This window comes from Vibrio sp. RM-69-4 (assembly GCF_024743775.1).
Lineage (GTDB): Bacteria > Pseudomonadota > Gammaproteobacteria > Enterobacterales > Vibrionaceae > Vibrio > Vibrio anguillarum.
Genome location: NZ_JAMQXI010000063.1, coordinates 1 through 16,484 on the forward strand (window position 1 = coordinate 1; position 16,484 = coordinate 16,484).

A 16,484-nucleotide genomic window follows, 5' to 3' on the forward strand; every position below is an offset into this window, starting at 1 on the left:
GGCTTGGTGTATCACTTCATCCATGAAGAGGGGAAACACACCCTCTTTTTCAGTGACGACAGCCAAAGCCTGATAAAGCGAGAAACGCCTATCCCTTACAACGCCCTTGCGGGTGGCGTGATGGAGAGCCCTTATGTGTCGCAATTAACGCAACACAGCCAAACCGAAGTGAGCCACAGCGCGCTGCAAGATTACAGCTTTAAAAAGCCGAGCTACTCGTTTGCTCAGCAAGCGCAAGGGCGCGAAATGGATTACCAGCAAGCGACCTACGAGCACTTTGATGCACCGGGTCGCTTTAAAGACGACATCAGCGGCAAAGCCTTTAATCAAATTCGCTTAGAGTACTTACGACGAGAAGCGCGTACCGCGACCGGAAAAAGTAACCATCCTGGCCTGCAAGCGGGCACAAAGTTCGACTTACAGGAGCATCTTGACGACAGCGCGAACCGCGATTGGGTTGTAGTGCAAGTGCATCATCAAGGGCGTCAGCCACAAGCATTGGAAGAAGAGAGCGGCAGTGGCGCGACCACGTACAGCAACCAATTCACGCTTATTCCTGCTGATGTCACGTGGCGTGCGACACCGCAAGCCAAACCTCAAGTGGATGGCCCTTGCATGGCTTTGGTGGTGGGCCCTGACGGCGAAGAAATCTTCTGTGACGAACATGGCCGCGTCAAACTGCATTTCCCGTGGGACAGATATTCCAACGGCGATGAACACAGCTCATGCTGGGTGCGTGTCTCACAAGGTTGGGCTGGCAGCCAATATGGCATGATAGCCATTCCGCGCATTGGTCATGAAGTCATCGTCTCGTTTCTCAACGGCGACCCAGACCAACCGATAGTGACAGGCCGTACCTACCATGCGACCAACAAAGCGCCGTACACACTACCGGATAACAAAACCAAAACCGTGCTGCGCAGTGAAACGCACCAAGGAGAAGGGTTTAACGAGCTGAGCTTTGAAGACCAAGCGGCGCAAGAGAAAATCTACCTACACGCGCAAAAAGACTTAGATGCTTTAGTGCTCAATGATGCCACGGCGCACATCAAGCACGACCAGCACCTCACGGTGGATAACGACCAATTCACGCACATTAAACATAATCACCACCTCACGGTGGAGGGCGAAAGCCGCGATAACATAACCAAAGATAGCAGTGTAGAGATTAGCGGGTCATTACAGCATAAAGTGGCCAAACTGACCGCGATAGAAACAGGGCGCGAAATCAGCCTTAAAGCGGGAGCTAAAATCGTTGTAGAAGCTGGGGCTGAAGTGACTTTAAAAGCGGGTGGCAGCTTTGTCAAAGTGGATGCGGGTGGCGTGCACATCGTTGGTCCTGCGATTAACCTTAATGCTGGCGGAAGTGCTGGCAGCGGTAGCGCTTATGGTGGGCAATCCGCCATGTTGGCAACCCCACTACTTGATATGAAAGCTCCGGCCGAATTACAAGCGAGTGCTATTAGCGCGACCATGCAAAGCGGCCAAGCGAATGTGATCACTCATTTTGAGGCTGCCGCAGTACAATCCGCTGCGCAGAAATCATCTGCATCACCACAAAAGCAGTCAGAATCTAAGGCGGCAGAAAAGAGCGCTCAGGAAGAGAGCCAAAAAGAGGATGCACAAAACGAAGATAAAGCATCACTGCTACAATCGGATGTGTTGAAAGCTTCAGAAGAGCTGGAAAAGTTAGCGAAGAAACAAGCCAGCGCTTTCAGAAAAGGCAACAATGGCGAAGAAGTGAGCTTGATTCAGCAAGCGTTAATCAAAATGAAATTTGATTTGCAAGCCGATGGTGATTTCGGTAATAAAACCAAAACGGCCATTGAGCAGTTCCAAAAAAGTTATCAACCCAGCCATCAAACGCATCCGTCATACAGCATTGGCCCCGTTGATGGTATTGTTGGCCAAGGCACACTGCTTGCACTGGATGAAGCGTTGATGGATGGGTGGGTTTATGAAAATGATGTCCATGAAATGTGGACGCTAGGTAAAACTTCAGAGAAATATGAGTCGGCAGGAAGAGGTCCAGGGGTCATATCAACAGGAAATGGAGATTATGGTGGTGCTTCATATGGCTGTTATCAAATGTCATCAAACCTTGGTGTGGTACAACAGTATATTCGATCATCAAAATTTAAAGATTTTTTTATTGGATTGAATCCAGCGACGAAAGAATTTAATACTGCTTGGTTGGATATAGCTTCTAAATACCCCCAAGAATTTAGAGAAGAACAACATCAATTTATTAAGCATACACATTACGATATACAAATAGAAAAGCTTAAAGGAAAAGGACTATTGTTTGAGTATAATCGAGCTGCTGTGCACGATTTGATATGGTCCACTTCCGTGCAGTTTGGCGGGCGAACTAATTTAATTATTAATGCGTTGAATGGAAAAAATGTGGAAAGTGTTACAGATAGGGAGTTTATTATTCTTGTACAAGACTATAAGACTCTTAATACAGAGAGGCTCTTTAGATCTTCACCATCATGGTGGGATGATTTAAAAAAACGGGCAGAGTCAGAGAAGAAAACTTTACTTGAACTGGAAACTAAAGGTTTAGAGGTTGATATAAAATGAATAGGTTGCTTTCTGAAATTTTTACTGCTCTATTGATATTATTCAGTATTAGTAGTGGCGCCATTGCTAGCGATAATTGCTATGATACATCTACTGTGCATCAAGAAATGATAGGATGCATCCAAAATGAGATAGCAAGGTCAGAGGCTCAGATTAAAAAAGTTATTTCTTTTAAGTCTATAGATTATGGCTTTCCAGATGATTTTTACAATAAGCAAAGGTTAGCTATCCATGAAAGGTGTATGCTTTATGCGAATATTGGTGGTCAACGTGGTGAATTGCTGATGATTCAATGTGAACAGTCTAATTTAGAAAACCTTGATGAATATATTAAACAATATATAGAGGATGTTGATAACGGCTAGAGCTAACAGTTAACAAATTAATTATATATTGATAGGTTATTGTAAATAATCTTATAAAAGTGATTTTTGATAGTTAATTAATATCAAAAATAGTATGAAAAAATCCACCAATTAATTTGATGGCCGTAAACCCCATAGCAACCTAGCTCTGGGGACTCCCTTCTCACAGCACACAATATTTAGCGTAAGAACCAGCCTCATTCGCTGTCCAATCACCTTTTGGCTTGTCTTTCATATCTTCACACCACGCGTCGCTGCCAATTTGTGATTGGAAGACACAGTGCTTTGCATAATCCACCGCCTGTCCGGCGTTCCATTCGCCTTTTGGTTTCTCTTTCATATCTTGACACCATGCCTCGCTGCCCACTTCTGAGCAGGCGGCGAGTGAGAATGCAGTAAACAATACCAAGGCTATTTTTTTCATGTTTGAGTTCCAAATGGATGCGATTTTTGTTCGGAGTGACTATACCGAAAATCACGGTCTCAGTGTTAATCCTATGCTAAAAATGGGCATCTAATGACAAATCACTCAGTGATGGTCCTCACTCTTTTTTACTCCTCAGTTCACTAATCAACGATCAAAATCACATTACCTATTTTCGCATCGTGCAAATTATTTTTGCTACGCTAGGATTCATCGAAACGTTTCGATGAGATTTTCTTGAGCGATTCAAGAGTGATAGAAAGGTGTCAAAAAGCGAAACATAAAGCCTAACGTGAAGGTATAACAATGAAAAAAAGTACCCTATTAAACTCGGAACTCTCTTACTTGGTGGCTACTTTAGGGCATACCGACGAAATCACAATTTGTGATGCAGGTTTGCCCATTCCCGATGAAGTGCAGCGTATTGATTTAGCATTAACTCACGGTATTCCCGGTTTTATTGACACGGTCCGCGTGATTCTTTCTGAATCTCAAATTGAAGGTGTGATAATTGCTGAAGAGTTTGCACAAGTAAGCCCTGAGCATCACAAAGCGCTGCTTGCTGAGCTGAAAGCGGAAGAGGAGTTGTGCGAGAAAGCGATTGCTGTCACTTACCTCTCTCATCAAGATTTTAAAGAGCGCACTATGCGCAGCCGCGCCGTAGTAAGAACTGGCGAATGCACGCCGTATGCGAATGTTATTTTTCAAGCAGGCGTCGTGTTTTAAGCCGCGATTGAGGATCCACTATGACTCAAGCAATTTTAGCGCTCAGTGAGATTGAAAAAGCGTTCCCCGGCGTGAAAGCGCTCGATAAAGCTAGCCTCAATGTTTACCCCGGCCGCGTGATGGCGTTGATGGGCGAAAACGGCGCGGGTAAATCAACCTTAATGAAAGTGTTGACGGGTATCTATTCATTGGATGCGGGTTCTATCACTTACCAAGGAAAACCAGCCGCGTTTAAAGGCCCACGAGATTCACAACAAGCAGGCATCAGCATTATTCACCAAGAGTTGAATTTGATTCCGGAATTAACTATTGCTGAAAACATTTTCCTGGGTAGAGAGATAACCGGTGCGATGGGGCGAATTTTATGGAATGAAATGTACCAAGCAGCCGACAAACTACTGGCTCGCTTAAATGTTAAACACAGCTCCAAGACCTTGTTGGGTGACTTAAGCCTTGGTGAGCAACAGATGGTTGAGATTGCAAAAGCGCTCTCATTTGAGTCGAAAGTGATCATCATGGATGAGCCGACGGATGCGCTGACGGATACCGAAACTGAATCGTTATTTAATGTGATTAACGAGCTGCGTGAACAAGGTTGCGGCATTGTTTATATCTCACATCGGTTGAAAGAAATTTTTGAAATTTGTGACGACATTACTGTGTTACGTGATGGCAAATTCATTGGCCAGTGCAAAGTGTCTGACACCAATGAAGATGGCCTGATTGAGATGATGGTCGGCCGGAAATTAGAAGAGCAGTACCCACGTATTGAGGTAAAGCACGGCGACACTTGCCTTGAAGTGATAGGCCTCACGGGTTCAGGTGTGCATGACATTAATTTTACGCTCAAACGAGGTGAAATCCTCGGTGTCTCGGGTTTGATGGGCGCAGGGCGCACTGAATTAATGAAAGTGATTTACGGCGCGCTGCCCAGTGAGCGAGGCGTGATTAACCTTGAGAACAAAACCATCAACCCAGTCAGCCCACAAGATGGCCTTGCAAACGGTATCGCGTATATTTCAGAAGATCGCAAAGGGGACGGTTTGGTTCTTGGCCTGTCGGTGAAAGAGAACATGTCACTGTGTGCGTTGAATAAATTTAGCAAAGGTGTACAGATTCAACACAGTGATGAAGTCATCGCAGTGGAAGATTTCATTCGCCTATTCAACATCAAAACGCCATCTCGTGATCAAATCATTGGCAATTTATCCGGTGGCAATCAGCAAAAAGTAGCGATTGCCAAAGGGTTGATGACACGCCCTAAAGTCTTGATTTTGGATGAACCCACACGCGGTGTTGACGTGGGAGCCAAAAAAGAGATTTACCAATTGATTAACCAATTTAAAGCCGAAGGGATGAGTATTATTTTGGTTTCGTCAGAGATGCCAGAAGTGCTAGGGATGAGTGACCGAATTTTGGTGATGCATGAAGGTCGAATCAGCGGCGAATTCAGTGCCAAACAAGCCAACCAAGAGATTCTACTCGCCTGTGCGGTAGGCAAAAAGATCAATGAGGAAGCAGCATGAGCAGTAACAGCATGAGTAATTCAACCCAAACTAACCGCAGAAAATGGATCAGTAAAGAGTGGCTCATTGAGCAAAAATCACTGATTGCTTTGCTTTTTTTAGTGGTCGTTGTCTCTTTTTTAAACCCCAATTTCTTCACGGTTGACAACATACTGAACATTTTGCGCCAAACCTCAGTCAACGCCATTATCGCTGTGGGGATGACCTTGGTTATTCTAACGGCAGGTATCGATTTGAGTGTTGGCTCGGTACTGGCGTTGTGCGGCGCTTTTGCTGCAACCATGATTGGTCTTGAGATTCCTGTCATTATCGCAGTCCCTACAGCGTTACTTGCTGGCGCGGCACTGGGTGCGATTAGCGGCATCATTATCGCCAAAGGTAAAGTGCAGGCGTTTATTGCCACCTTAGTCACTATGACCTTACTGCGTGGTGTGACCATGGTTTATACCGATGGGCGTCCAATTTCGACAGGTTTTACCGATACTGCAGATGCTTTTGCTTGGTTTGGTACAGGTTACGCGTTGGGTATTCCCGTTCCGGTGTGGATGATGGTGGTGGTCTTTGCTGCGGTTTGGTACTTACTCAACCATACACGTTTTGGCCGCTATGTTTACGCGCTAGGTGGCAATGAGTCTGCGACGCGATTGTCAGGCATTAATGTGGATCGCGTGAAAATTGGTGTGTACGCCATCTGCGGTCTATTGGCTGCGCTGGCTGGCATCATCGTCACGTCTCGCCTCTCTTCTGCGCAACCGACTGCTGGTATGGGTTATGAGCTGGATGCCATCGCTGCCGTCGTACTTGGTGGTACCAGCTTGATGGGTGGTAAAGGACGCATTATGGGCACGTTAATTGGGGCGCTGATCATCGGCTTTCTTAATAACGCGCTGAACCTGCTTGATGTCTCTTCTTACTACCAAATGATTGCGAAAGCCGTGGTTATTTTGCTCGCGGTACTCGTGGATAACAAAAATAAGTAACACGATAGAAAACCTCCGTTTTAAAGCGAGCCATATTAGCTTTAAAACGGCCCCTACAAAAAGGACTATAAAGATGAAAAAACTTGCAACTTTAATCTCTGCTGCTCTACTTTCCACCACTGTCTCTGTGGCTGCGCATGCGCAAGACACCATGGCGATTGTACTATCCACTCTGAACAACCCATTTTTTGTCACCATGAAAGATGGCGCAGAAGCGAAAGCGAAAGAGCTAGGCTACAACCTGATCGTCTTGGATTCACAAAATGATCCAAGCAAAGAGCTATCAAACGTAGAAGACTTAACCGTTCGTGGCGTTAAAGCGATTTTGATCAACCCAACCGATTCTGATGCCGTCTCTAACGCCATTCGTATGGCCAACCGCGCTAAAGTGCCAGTGCTGACACTGGATCGCGGTGCAAGCCGTGGTGATGTTGTGAGCCACATCGCTTCTGATAACGTAGTCGGTGGTGAAATGGCCGGTCACTTTATCGTCGAAAAAATCGGTGCAAAAGCCAAAGTCATTCAACTGGAAGGGATTGCCGGCACATCGGCCGCTCGTGAGCGTGGAGAAGGTTTCATGAACGCGGTGAAAGGCAGTGAAATGGAACTGCTTGCTAGCCAGCCTGCTGATTTTGACCGCACTAAAGGTTTGAATGTAATGGAAAACCTGCTAGCGGCAAACCCAGATGTTCAAGCCGTATTTGCCCAAAATGATGAAATGGCATTGGGTGCACTTCGCGCCGTTCAAGCATCAGGCAAAGAGGTGATGATCATCGGTTTTGATGGTACCGACGATGGTATCGCGGCGGTAGAACGCGGCCAACTTGCTGCGACTGTTGCTCAACAACCAGACATGATCGGTGCACTTGGCATTGAAACGGCCGATAAAATGCTAAAAGGCGAACAAGTGGATGAGTACATTCCGGTTCCTCTAAAAATCATCAGTAAATAATCTTTGCTGTAGGTAGCTCTTTACTGGCTCGTAGAGAGCTACCTCTTCTCTATAACCCCTCAGCCATTAATAACCAGTAATCAGGCTCGATAGGTTTGTTTTTTTCAGGTGAAGCCACAAAAGCCAAACCTCTCCAGCTCTATTTCAAACATGTTCACTCATGAACAAAGGACAAATTATGAATCAGTTAGTGGTATTAGGTAGTGTTAACGCTGACCATGTTTTGCAAGTGCCTTCATTTCCTCGCCCGGGCGAGACGCTGCATGGTCGTCATTATCAAGTTATTCCCGGTGGTAAAGGGGCCAACCAAGCTGTAGCGGCCGCGCGATTAAAAGCGGACATTGGTTTTATTGCCTGCGTGGGTGACGATGCATTCGGTATCAATATTCGTGAGAATTTTAAGCTCGATGGTATCAACATTGCGGGAGTTAAAATGCAGCCCAATTGTCCGACGGGCATTGCGATGATCCAAGTCTCGGACAGCGGAGAAAACAGCATCTGTATTTCGGCAGAGGCGAATGACAAGCTGACGGCTGATGCCATTGAAGCGGATTTAGCCGCCATTGGTGCGGCCAAATATTTGTTGATGCAATTAGAAACGCCAATCGATGGCATTATTAAAGCTGCGCAAATCGCCAAACAAAATCGTACCAATGTGATTTTAAACCCAGCGCCTGCCCGAGATCTGCCTGATACTCTGCTAGAATGTGTCGATGTGATCACGCCAAATGAAACGGAAGCGCAGCGCTTAACGGGGATCTCGGTTGATGATGATCACACGGCGCAATTAGCGGCCAATGAACTGCATAAAAAAGGGATTGAAATCGTCTTGATCACCTTAGGTGCAAAAGGCGTTTGGCTAAGCCAAAATGGGCGTGGTCAACTGATTGCTGGTTTTAAAGTCGATGTGACAGACACCACCGCGGCAGGTGATACGTTTAACGGTGCTTTGGTAACGGGTTTGTTGGAAGATATGCCTTTAGAATCAGCCATTAAATTTGCGCATGCTGCGGCAGCCATTTCTGTTACCCGTTTTGGCGCGCAAACCTCAATACCCACCCGAGTAGAAGTGGACGCGTTTCTCGCTCTGCATCAATAGAATAGGAAAAACAGACATGGCGACAATGAAAGATATTGCAAGATTAGCCGGCGTATCCACGTCTACCGTCAGCCATGTCATTAATAAATCTCGCTATGTGAGCGATGAAATCGCTGAGCGTGTCAATAAAGCCGCGCAAGATCTGAACTATGCCCCGTCAGCATTGGCTCGCAGTCTCAAAATGAACCGAACGCGCACCATTGGTATGTTAGTGACCACTTCGACTAACCCCTTTTTTGGCGAAGTGGTCAAAGGGGTAGAGCGCAGTTGCTACCACAAAGGTTATAACCTTATTTTGTGTAATACCGAAGGGGATAGCCAGCGGATGCAAGCCTCTATCAACACGCTGCTGCAAAAGCGCGTTGATGGCTTACTTTTGATGTGCTCCACCTTAGAAGGTGAGCGGATTGACGTTTTTGAACGCTACCCAGATATCCCTGTCGTGGTGATGGATTGGGGCCCAATGCTCTTTCCTAGCGATAAAATACAAGATAACTCTTTACGTGGTGGTTATATTGCGGCGAACTATTTGATTGAGTGCGGTCATAAAGAAATCGGTTGCATTACCGGGCCATTGATTCGTCATCAAGCTCAGATGCGTTATGAAGGCTATAAGCGCGCTGTCTTAGAAGCAGGTTTGGACATTCACCCTAATTGGATTGTGGAATCCGATTTTGAATGTGAAGGTGGCTACGAAGCGTTCAATAAAATGTTAGCTAAAGGGCCATTGCCGAGTGCGATTTTTGTCTCTAATGACATGATGGCAATGGGTGTGATTAATGCAGCTAATGAAAAAGGGATCCGCATTCCTGAAGATCTTTCGCTGATGGGTTATGACGATATTCACATCGCCCGCTTCATGTCGCCAGCTCTAACCACTATTCATCAACCCAAATATCGTTTAGGTAAAGCGGCAGTTGACACCTTACTTGCCCGTTTAGAAAACGAAGCACTCGAACCGCAAATTGTCCAATTAGAGCCGACTTTAGTGGTGCGTAAAAGCATCAAAATGATGAACAAGTAGATGGAAAAATCCCTCTCTTTACTAAAGAGAGGGATGAGGCACTAATTACTGAGTCATCTTTTTCCAGAAATCAGCCCATTGCTGCGGTCGATTATAGAAATGGCTAACAGATACGGTTCGCCATTGCCCCTCTGCTTCATACACAATCGAGGGAAAACCAGAAAGCTGATATTGCGCCATTAAGCTTTGCGTCTGCTCTAACTGCTCTGGTAACTGAGCTTTGGCTTGCTCCATCGCTTGTTCCCATTGATTTGGCTCTAGGTCAAGCGATTGGGCTAACAATGCCAATGTGTCAGTATCGGCCACAGGCAAACCTTGCTGGTAGTGCGCTTGTTGAATGCTTTTGAGCATAACACTTGGCGATACACCGAGTAATTGCGCTGCAATAATGGCTTGAGCAGTAACGTATGAGTCCAATATCACGGTTTCGCCACTTTTGATTTTGGCGATGTAACCTTCCCCAAATACGGCTCCTGTTTGCTGAGTAATGCGCTGATCAGCTTGCAGTACATGTTGGCGAAAACTATCTGAAAGAGGCGATCGCTCGATCATTCCACCCGGATGAAGGTGCAGTTTTACTCCGCTCATTTCATTCAGCTGCTGAATCAGAGAGGTTGCTCCGTAACACCAGCCACACATTGGGTCGAAAATATAGTGGACGTTTACCATTTCATCTCACCCATATGAACTTTGGCACCAATTTCTAAAGCCATTGGTAGGCCAGCATTAGGGTAAAGGCTTTGCATGGTTTGAATTAACTGAGCGCTGTCTTTGCTGTTTGCTTTGGCTTTAGCAAAATCCATAAGATATTGCTGTGCAAATTCAATTGAAGAAGCATCAAGCGCTGTGCCAGAAGTCATATGCCCCGGGATCACTACGTTTGGTTTGAGTGCTTTCATTTGATCAAGTTGTTGCGCCCAAGCTTGGCGGCTCGCATCACTTTGTGCATCGGCCATCCATAAATGAACATTTCCGTATACCGCGACGTTACCTAAAATCGCTTTATTGGCTGGTATCCATAAATAAGGACGATGCGCTAATGCTCCATCCGCATCGCGAATTTCAATAGTTTGCCCATCAATGGTTAAGGTTTTGCCATTATAAGCCGTTGGTAGTATCGGTTTTACAGGGGCATTTGCCCCCATTTTTGGAGCCCAAAATGCCAGTTTACCTTCGAGTTTTTCTGCAATCGTTGCACGTACGCCAGGAGTCGTCAGCACTTTCGCTTGTGGAAACATGTCATGCAGCACTTCAGCGCCAAAGTAGTAATCAGGGTCAGCTTGGCTAATAAAGATCGTGGTTAAGTTTTTGCCAGAGTCGAGTACTTTTGCTGCAATACGGAGTGCGTCGGCTTTAGTAAAGCCAGTGTCAACCACCATCGCTTCTGTTTCGCCATAAACCAAAGTGGAGTTGACATGGAAGCTATTGCCATCTGCATTGTAGACGTCAAGTGTCAAAGGTTGTTGTGCTGCAAACGCGGTGCTGCTGATGAGTGTGGTTGCGGTAAGTAGAGTCAGTGTTTTCATGATTATTTATCCAAAGAGTATGTTATCGGTTCGGGAGCTATCATACGAATTAGACTTGTTCGGATATATAGCTAATAATTGACATCATTGTTTCTTAATTAGAACTAATCATGGACAAACTCACAGCAGCTCAGGTCTTTTTAGATATAGCGATTACCCAAAGTTTTACGGCGACAGCGGAACGGCTGGATATTTCTCGTCCTATGGTGACTCGGCATGTTGAAACCATGGAAACTTGGTTACAAGCTCGGTTATTAAACCGAACCACACGAAAAGTATCGCTCACATCAGCAGGAGTTCAATGCCTAGACGCGATAAAATTATGGGTCGAGCAAGCGCAGCAATTGGAACATCAGTTGATGGATCAACAGTCGTTATCTGGAAAAATCCGGATTGCGACCAGCATGTCGTTTGGCTTTTCTCAACTGATCCCGGCCGTTAAACCTTTTTTGAATACGCATCCAAATATCGAAATTGATATTGATGTACAGGATAAAACCGCAGATTTGATTGCAGAGCGAATTGATTTAGCGATCCGTATTGCAGCCGATCCCGATCCTTCTTTAATCGGGCGCCCTATCGCTCAATGTGATTCTGTATTGGTTGCCTCTCCTGACTATCTCATGCGCTGTGAGCCAATACTCACACCAAGCGATCTCGCACAGCATCGTTGTCTTGGATACAAAAATTTTGAGCGACATATTTGGCATCTAAAACAAGATGGTAAGCATCAATCGGTGGAGGTGCCATGCCAGCTAACTGCGAATGAAGCCACCACTTTGTTACATGCGGCTATCCACGGGATGAGCGTTGCTTTACAGCCGACTTATCTAGCCAAGGGTGCGTTAGAAAGGGGGGACTTACAGCAGGTGTTAGCGCATTGGCAACCGAAGAAAATGGACATTTACGCTTTATATCCTTCTCGGCGTCATTTATCACCCGCTGTCAGAGCTTTGATTGATCACTTAAAGGAGTATTTCATGAATCATGATTGGCAAACGATATGCCTATAGGTGAGGTAGAGAGGAGTGATAAGCAGAGCGTGTTGCCACACTCTGCTTATGGATTATGCTACTGCGCCTTGTTTCTGCGCTTGTTGCACTAATGCCTGACGTTGAGCTTCCATAGCAGATTGAACTTCATTTTCCCTATGAGTGTCTTCTTCCACAGCCTGTGGGACAAGTACATAGAACTTATTGATGGTCATCTTTGGATCTCATGTAGTTTTGGAAACAAAAAAATAGAGGATGTTAACCTAGTTAACATCCTCCATGACGGTCAAATTATAGGCGTAGATGAAGGGGCTTAGCTAGTCCTTTTTTCATCGTAAGCCGAATTTTTTATACGTCGTAAGTGGTAGACGCCGTATTTCCGCCTGTACCAGTCCAGTTTGTGTGGAAGAATTCACCACGTGGACGGTCAGTACGCTCATAAGTGTGAGCACCAAAGTAATCACGTTGGGCTTGCAGTAAATTAGCCGGTAAGCGAGCGGTGGTGTAGCCATCTAAGAAAGTGAGCGCGGAGGTCATACATGGCATTGGAATGCCGACTTCCATTGACTTGGCCGCTACTTTACGCCAAGCCGCTAGGCAGTTATCCAAAATGCCCTTGAAGTAGGCATCTGAACCTAAGAAGGCGATTTCTGGGTTAGCTTCGAACGCATCACGAATGTTGCTCAGGAATGCGGAGCGGATGATACAACCACCACGCCACATCAATGCCACGTTACCGTAGTTAAGATTCCAACCATTCTCGTTAGACGCTTGGCGCATTAGCATAAAGCCTTGTGCGTAAGAGATGATCTTAGACGCAAGTAGCGCTTGACGAAGTGCGTCAACCCACTCTTGTTTATCACCTTCGATCTGCATATTGCTCTTACCAAACAGCGCTTCGGCAGCAACGCGCTGATCTTTCAATGCTGAGAGGCAACGAGAGAAAACTGACTCAGTGATGAGCGTCAGCGGAATACCCATATCGAGTGCGTTAATGCCCGTCCATTTCCCTGTGCCTTTTTGGCCAGCAGTATCGAGGATTTTCTCAACCAGAGCTTCACCATCTTCGTCTTTGTAGCCTAAGATATCAGCGGTGATTTCCACTAGGTAGCTATCGAGCTCGGTCTTATTCCAATCAGCAAACACTTTTTGCATTTCATCATGGTTTAAACCCAAGCCGTCTTTCATAAACTGATAAGCTTCGGTAATTAGCTGCATGTCGCCATATTCGATACCGTTGTGTACCATTTTAACGAAGTGGCCCGCGCCGTCGTTACCCACCCAATCACAGCAAGGTTCACCAGCTTCGGTTTTTGCTGAGATACCTTGGAAAATTGGCTTCACGGCTTCCCAAGCTTCAGGTGCGCCACCTGGCATGATAGATGGGCCAAAACGTGCCCCTTCTTCGCCGCCAGAAACGCCTGTACCGATAAAGTGAATACCTTTTTCACGCAGTGCTGCAACACGGCGGTTGGTGTCTGGGAAGTTCGTGTTACCACCGTCGATAATGATGTCACCTTTATCGAGTAGCGGAACCAGTTGGTCGATGAAATCATCCACGACTTGGCCCGCACGCACCATCAGCATCACTTTGCGAGGCGTCGCCAGTTTATCGACTAACTCTTGCAGTGAATAAGCACCAACAATATTGGTGTCTTTCGCTGGACCTGCTAGGAACTCATCGACTTTTGCCGCGGTACGGTTGTGAGCTACCACCTTAAAACCGTGGTCGTTCATATTTAGGATAAGGTTTTGGCCCATCACTGCTAGGCCGATTACACCGATATCACCTTTCATTTATTTCTCTCCTTCACGCAATCTTTGTTGCGGCATCTGAATCTAAAAACCACTCTGTTTCGCCAGTTGTTGATTTAATTTTGGCAGCCGGATAAGGAAGATCCTCGGCTTTCGTGGTGTGAATTTCGTGTACGATCTCGGCTTTACCTGCGCCAAGAACGAGGTAACTAATGCGTTTTGCAGCTTCCAACACTTTCGCTGTTTTAGAGACACGAAGTTGGCCTGATTCCGGATGCGTTGCCACTAAAGATAAATTCTCATCCTCGTAGTCGGTCACATTAGGGAACAGGGATGCCGTATGGCCATCTGCGCCAACACCGAGCAAAATCCAATCAAAAACAGGAGTACCGTTGACGGATGGAATGACTTTTGCCATCTCATCGGCAAAGCGCTTAGCTTCGGTTTGTGGATCATCTTCGCCGCGAATACGGTGAATATTTTGAGGTGGAATGTTCACTTGGCTAAACAGCAGTGTATTGGCTTCACCAAAGTTGCTTTCGGCATCGTCAGGAGCAACACAGCGTTCATCACCCCACCAGAAATGCAGGTTTTGCCATGTAATCGCCTGTGCATAAGGTTCACTGGCCAATAATTTGAACAGCATTTTGGGTGTGCTGCCACCGGAAAGGGAGATATGAACCGGCTGACCTTGCTCGCTATAGCGTTGCATTTCATTGGCGAGCGTTTCAACCACCTGTTCTGGGGTTTGAAAAATTTTATGATTGATCATAATTCGCAGTAATCCGTATCGGTCAAGTTTTTACACGGGAAGCGCCACGCGCGGCCATCATTGTGTAGCAGCAAATCAGACTCTTTTGGTCCCCACGTGCCACAGGCATAGCCAAACAGCGATTGAGGGTCTTGTTTAAAATCCAAAATAGGTTGCACGAACTTCCAACACGCTTCTACGGCATCGGTACGCGCAAATAAAGTTGCATCACCGTTGAGCGCATCCAAAAGGAGCCGTTCATAAGCGGTCAACATCTTGGTTTCTTCCAGTGATGTGTAATGGAAGTTCATGGAGACTTCTTTGGCTTTGAAGCCCGCACCTGGCTCCTTCAAACCAAAGCTCATTTGAATGCCTTCATCGGGCTGAATGCGGATGATGAGCTTGTTTTCAGGGGCATTTTGCCCAAAAACAGGGTGTGGCGTACGCTTAAAGTGAATGACCACTTCGGTGACGCGCGTTGGTAAACGTTTACCTGAACGCACATAAAATGGCACACCATTCCAGCGCCAGTTATTAATAAACATTTTCAAACCGACATAAGTTTCAGTGCGCGAATCTGCTGCCACACCATGTTCATCACGGTAACTGGGTAAAAACTGGCCACGAACTTCCGATTCCGTATATTGCCCCAGTACGAGGTTGTGGCGTAGGTCATCATCAGAAAGCGGTTGCAGGCTTTGCAGCACTTTATTGACTTCGTTACGAATTGAATCGGCATTAATGGCGGCTGGTGGTTCCATGCTAACCATAGCTAACACTTGCAGTAAATGGTTTTGGAACATATCACGCACCGCACCAGAACCGTCGTAATAGCCACCGCGTTCTTCGACGCCCAAAAATTCTGCGCCTGTAATTTCGACATAGTCAATGAAATTGCGGTTCCACAAAGGTTCGAACATCCCGTTAGCAAAACGGAAAACCAACAGGTTTTGTACCGTCTCTTTGCCTAAATAATGGTCGATACGGTAGATCTGGTGTTCTTGGAAATGGCGATGAATTTCGATATCAAGGCTTTGAGCCGATGCGAGGTCATAACCAAACGGTTTTTCGATGATCAAACGCTTCCAACCTTGCGCTTCGCTATTTAATCCATGCGCTGCGAGATTGGCCGGGATGACGCCATAAAGGCTCGGCGGCGTCGCGAGATAGAACAGAGTGTTGCGTTGCGTGAATTGGTATTGCTCAGCCAAAGAGTCAAGACGCGTGGCGAGCTGCGCGTATTCTGCAACATCTGAAGTATTGATCGCTTGATAATGCAAGTGCTCGCAAAAGGCGTCGAGAATATCTGGGACGGTCTTTTCCATTTCCTGAAGAGAGCGCTTTAATTTTTCACGGTATGACTCATCGCTGTATTGGGTTCGGCTGACACCCAGAATAGCAAAGGATTTCGGCAGTTGATCACTGGCGAACAAGTGATACAGAGCAGGTATAAGCTTGCGATAGGTTAAGTCGCCTGAAGCACCAAAAATCACAATACTGCTGTTTTCAGGTATTACCATCATCTTTCCCTTAAAAACGAGGTATTTAGCATGCGCCAACGGTAGCAGCGTCATGCAAAAATAGAAAATAGGCTCTAACTATAATGTCGATAGCTAAAACCAATGCGCTCCTCCAAAAGTGCAGAACGCAGCCTAGGGATCGCCCCTAGACTCGGGTGCGTATTGTCTACGACAATTTGACATACATCAACTATTGATAACGCAATCGATTAAATTCTCATGCCATCTCGACACATTTTCAGGGTGAGAGGTTAGGTT

The 16,484-nt window shown here is 46.1% G+C and carries 16 protein-coding genes; 9 read left to right on the forward strand and 7 right to left on the reverse strand.

All coding sequences use genetic code 11. From position 1 onward, the window contains the following. Window positions 1-2,586 (forward strand): type VI secretion system tip protein TssI/VgrG (gene tssI / locus NB504_RS09170; RefSeq protein WP_258428705.1); only part of this gene is annotated, 2,586 nt, incomplete at its 5' end. Beyond that, window positions 2,583-2,951, forward strand: coding sequence for a hypothetical protein (locus NB504_RS09175; protein ID WP_017044915.1), 369 nt, complete (start codon window positions 2,583-2,585; stop codon window positions 2,949-2,951). The genes tssI and NB504_RS09175, both read left to right, overlap by 4 nt. A 163-nt stretch (window positions 2,952-3,114) precedes the next feature. Here NB504_RS09175 and NB504_RS09180 read toward each other — a convergent pair whose 3' ends face one another. Beyond that, window positions 3,115-3,375 carry a DUF3012 domain-containing protein gene (locus NB504_RS09180; RefSeq protein WP_013868177.1) on the reverse strand — a complete coding sequence of 87 codons (261 nt, stop codon included), beginning with the start codon at window positions 3,373-3,375 and terminating at the stop codon, window positions 3,115-3,117. 306 nt (window positions 3,376-3,681) lie between these two features. On the opposite strand from NB504_RS09180, the gene rbsD reads away from it, so the two are divergent. The 6 genes from rbsD to NB504_RS09210 all read left to right on the forward strand — a co-directional run bounded on the left by rbsD (window position 3,682) and on the right by NB504_RS09210 (window position 9,682). Beyond that, window positions 3,682-4,101 (forward strand): D-ribose pyranase, encoded by a 420-nt coding sequence (gene rbsD / locus NB504_RS09185; protein ID WP_013868176.1) that lies wholly within the window; start codon window positions 3,682-3,684, stop codon window positions 4,099-4,101. 20 nt (window positions 4,102-4,121) lie between these two features. After that, entirely contained in the window at window positions 4,122-5,627 is a 1,506-nt protein-coding gene (rbsA, locus tag NB504_RS09190) for a ribose ABC transporter ATP-binding protein RbsA (protein WP_013868175.1), read from the forward strand. Between the two features lie 11 nt (window positions 5,628-5,638). Then, window positions 5,639-6,607 carry a ribose ABC transporter permease gene (gene rbsC, locus NB504_RS09195; protein ID WP_010320544.1) on the forward strand — a complete coding sequence of 323 codons (969 nt, stop codon included), beginning with the start codon at window positions 5,639-5,641 and terminating at the stop codon, window positions 6,605-6,607. Window positions 6,608-6,680: 73 nt separating this feature from the next. Continuing rightward, window positions 6,681-7,559, forward strand: a complete 879-nt coding sequence (gene rbsB, locus NB504_RS09200; RefSeq protein WP_010320543.1) for a ribose ABC transporter substrate-binding protein RbsB — start codon at window positions 6,681-6,683, stop codon at window positions 7,557-7,559. 178 nt (window positions 7,560-7,737) lie between these two features. After that, complete coding sequence (rbsK, locus tag NB504_RS09205; RefSeq protein ID WP_258428706.1) at window positions 7,738-8,658, forward strand: ribokinase; 921 nt, start codon at window positions 7,738-7,740, stop codon at window positions 8,656-8,658. Between the two features lie 16 nt (window positions 8,659-8,674). Further along, window positions 8,675-9,682: a substrate-binding domain-containing protein gene (locus NB504_RS09210; protein WP_094132250.1), complete on the forward strand. Its 1,008-nt coding sequence runs from the start codon at window positions 8,675-8,677 to the stop codon at window positions 9,680-9,682. Between the two features lie 45 nt (window positions 9,683-9,727). Here the strand turns inward: NB504_RS09210 and NB504_RS09215 are convergent, their stop codons facing one another. Then, on the reverse strand, window positions 9,728-10,351 hold the full coding sequence (locus NB504_RS09215) for a DsbA family protein (RefSeq protein ID WP_064626504.1): 624 nt from the start codon (window positions 10,349-10,351) through the stop codon (window positions 9,728-9,730). Then, window positions 10,345-11,208 (reverse strand): MBL fold metallo-hydrolase, encoded by an 864-nt coding sequence (locus NB504_RS09220; RefSeq protein ID WP_088729788.1) that lies wholly within the window; start codon window positions 11,206-11,208, stop codon window positions 10,345-10,347. Before NB504_RS09220 ends, NB504_RS09215 begins: the two co-directional genes overlap by 7 nt. A gap of 110 nt (window positions 11,209-11,318) precedes the next feature. Between NB504_RS09220 and NB504_RS09225 the strand changes: the two genes are divergently transcribed. After that, window positions 11,319-12,221, forward strand: a complete 903-nt coding sequence (locus NB504_RS09225) for a LysR family transcriptional regulator (RefSeq protein WP_258428707.1) — start codon at window positions 11,319-11,321, stop codon at window positions 12,219-12,221. 53 nt (window positions 12,222-12,274) lie between these two features. Here the strand turns inward: NB504_RS09225 and NB504_RS09230 are convergent, their stop codons facing one another. From NB504_RS09230 to zwf, 4 genes are all read right to left on the reverse strand, one after another. Continuing rightward, window positions 12,275-12,415, reverse strand: coding sequence for a hypothetical protein (locus NB504_RS09230; protein WP_017050239.1), 141 nt, complete (start codon window positions 12,413-12,415; stop codon window positions 12,275-12,277). Between the two features lie 133 nt (window positions 12,416-12,548). Then, window positions 12,549-13,997: a decarboxylating NADP(+)-dependent phosphogluconate dehydrogenase gene (gnd, locus tag NB504_RS09235; protein WP_017044907.1), complete on the reverse strand. Its 1,449-nt coding sequence runs from the start codon at window positions 13,995-13,997 to the stop codon at window positions 12,549-12,551. A gap of 13 nt (window positions 13,998-14,010) precedes the next feature. Further along, on the reverse strand, window positions 14,011-14,727 hold the full coding sequence (gene pgl / locus NB504_RS09240; protein WP_199868086.1) for a 6-phosphogluconolactonase: 717 nt from the start codon (window positions 14,725-14,727) through the stop codon (window positions 14,011-14,013). Next, on the reverse strand, window positions 14,724-16,226 hold the full coding sequence (zwf, locus tag NB504_RS09245; protein WP_026027771.1) for a glucose-6-phosphate dehydrogenase: 1,503 nt from the start codon (window positions 16,224-16,226) through the stop codon (window positions 14,724-14,726). Before zwf ends, pgl begins: the two co-directional genes overlap by 4 nt. Window positions 16,227-16,484: the final 258 nt, after the last annotated feature.

Bases quoted from the DNA above. Each gene is read 5' to 3' on its own strand.
- NB504_RS09175 (WP_017044915.1), top strand. From the start codon at position 2,583: ATGAATAGGTTGCTTTCTGAAATTTTTACTGCTCTATTGATATTATTC.
- NB504_RS09180 (WP_013868177.1), bottom strand. From the start codon at position 3,375: ATGAAAAAAATAGCCTTGGTATTGTTTACTGCATTCTCACTCGCCGCC.
- rbsD (WP_013868176.1), top strand. From the start codon at position 3,682: ATGAAAAAAAGTACCCTATTAAACTCGGAACTCTCTTACTTGGTGGCT.
- rbsA (WP_013868175.1), top strand. From the start codon at position 4,122: ATGACTCAAGCAATTTTAGCGCTCAGTGAGATTGAAAAAGCGTTCCCC.
- rbsC (WP_010320544.1), top strand. From the start codon at position 5,639: ATGAGTAATTCAACCCAAACTAACCGCAGAAAATGGATCAGTAAAGAG.
- rbsB (WP_010320543.1), top strand. From the start codon at position 6,681: ATGAAAAAACTTGCAACTTTAATCTCTGCTGCTCTACTTTCCACCACT.
- rbsK (WP_258428706.1), top strand. From the start codon at position 7,738: ATGAATCAGTTAGTGGTATTAGGTAGTGTTAACGCTGACCATGTTTTG.
- NB504_RS09210 (WP_094132250.1), top strand. From the start codon at position 8,675: ATGGCGACAATGAAAGATATTGCAAGATTAGCCGGCGTATCCACGTCT.
- NB504_RS09215 (WP_064626504.1), bottom strand. From the start codon at position 10,351: ATGGTAAACGTCCACTATATTTTCGACCCAATGTGTGGCTGGTGTTAC.
- NB504_RS09220 (WP_088729788.1), bottom strand. From the start codon at position 11,208: ATGAAAACACTGACTCTACTTACCGCAACCACACTCATCAGCAGCACC.
- NB504_RS09225 (WP_258428707.1), top strand. From the start codon at position 11,319: ATGGACAAACTCACAGCAGCTCAGGTCTTTTTAGATATAGCGATTACC.
- NB504_RS09230 (WP_017050239.1), bottom strand. From the start codon at position 12,415: ATGACCATCAATAAGTTCTATGTACTTGTCCCACAGGCTGTGGAAGAA.
- gnd (WP_017044907.1), bottom strand. From the start codon at position 13,997: ATGAAAGGTGATATCGGTGTAATCGGCCTAGCAGTGATGGGCCAAAAC.
- pgl (WP_199868086.1), bottom strand. From the start codon at position 14,727: ATGATCAATCATAAAATTTTTCAAACCCCAGAACAGGTGGTTGAAACG.
- zwf (WP_026027771.1), bottom strand. From the start codon at position 16,226: ATGGTAATACCTGAAAACAGCAGTATTGTGATTTTTGGTGCTTCAGGC.